Source organism: Haloarcula sp. JP-Z28, from assembly GCF_011440255.1.
Classification (GTDB): domain Archaea; phylum Halobacteriota; class Halobacteria; order Halobacteriales; family Haloarculaceae; genus Haloarcula; species Haloarcula marismortui.
This window is the reverse complement of sequence record NZ_JAAOHT010000158.1, coordinates 1-1376: the sequence shown is the minus strand read 5'-3', so window position 1 is coordinate 1376 and position 1376 is coordinate 1. Positions and strand designations below refer to the sequence as shown.

Sequence of the window (1376 nt, the reverse complement as noted above, 5' to 3'; positions counted from 1 at the left end):
GACTGACGGACAACTATTAATGTGTTTGCATACCCCACTGTTTCCGGTGTAACACGTCAAAAGAACCACTCGGCTACCGCGAAACAGCCGATATCTCAGAAACTCTCTACAACTCGTCCAGGTCGAGATACTCGATGAACTCCTCGCGGCGCTCGTCGAGGACGAACGCCACGAACGCCTCGTAGAAGTCGTCGTTTTTCGCGAGCCCGCCCTCGCCGGCGACCTTCGAGCGGCCGTCCAACTCGTCGTAAAACTCTCGCAGTCGCTCGCGTTGCCTGGGCCGGAGGTACATCGCTTCCTGCTTCCGTTCCCGAACACTCGTCTCTTCCGTCGTATCCGTCTCTTGCGTCTCGTGCGCTACATCTGCCATATCTGTCTCACTCGTATCATTCGCATCATTCGTATTGTCTGTACTATCTGTCTGGTCTGGCTGGTGTGACCGGAACCGGTCGCGGAGAACGTCGTCGTCGCTCATAGTGTCTCCTCCAGGTGTGCTGCAATCTGGTCGTACTGGTCGCGTAGGTCTGCGATGGGGTCCGAATCCCACGGATAGCCCGCATCATCCGGATCATACGCGAACACCGAGGTCCGGTATTCGATGGCGTGCTCGACGGCGTCACGATCCGGAATCTCGAAGACGAATTCCTCGCCGAACGTCTCGACGAACCACGCCTCCAGCTCGGCAGCGATGTTGCCCTGCGCGGGAACCTCGTTCAACACTGCACCGGCCGTCGTGACAGAACACTCGAACTCTGCCTCTAGGGTGTCGATCTCATCGAACAGTATCTCCAACGAGTCCCGAGCGATGACGTTCACTCGTGTCGGGAACAGAACGTTCTCCGCTGCGAGGATACCCCCGTCGGCTAGCGGCCCGAGATTTGGCGGGGTGTCGATTACGATGTAGTCGTACGCGTCGTCGAGGCCGGATTCGTCGAGCGCCAGCGCCAGCGATTCGGTCCCACGACGGTCGGTGTGCAGGTGCTTTTCCAGCACGAAGTTCTTCAACGACGCCGGTATCAAATCGAACTCGTCGTCAACAAGCACGAGCTCTCCGAGGTCGCCGTAATTCAACTCACCAACGTCGGCAAGTACATCGAACAGCGTGTCATCGTGTTCGCGGTACCGCTCCCGATGCCCCAACTTTAGCGTCATCCCGCCCTGCGGATCGGCGTCGACCGCGAGGACATCGTGCCCCCGTTCAGCCAGTGCGCCGGCGACGTTGATACTGGTGGTTGTCTTTCCGACGCCGCCCTTCTGCATCCCGACTGCCACTCGCGTCATTGCATCACCCGTATCATACGCATATAGTGTCTTGTGCGAATGGTATAAATCATACGTCAGACAACGCTGACACTCCTGGTACCGAGTGAAAGACT

Annotated in this window: 2 protein-coding genes; both read right to left on the bottom strand. The window is 58.1% G+C overall.

Annotation, left to right across the window (positions count from 1 at the left end):
* Positions 1-106: 106 nt before the first annotated feature.
* Positions 107-475, bottom strand: coding sequence for a hypothetical protein (locus G9463_RS23680; protein WP_007190052.1), 369 nt, complete (start codon positions 473-475; stop codon positions 107-109).
* The gene (locus tag G9463_RS23675; RefSeq protein ID WP_152422308.1) at positions 472-1281 is read right to left on the bottom strand and encodes a ParA family protein; all 810 of its coding nucleotides are present in this window, start codon (positions 1279-1281) and stop codon (positions 472-474) included. The genes G9463_RS23680 and G9463_RS23675 overlap by 4 nt, the downstream gene beginning before the upstream one ends.
* Between the last annotated feature and the right edge of the window lie 95 nt (positions 1282-1376).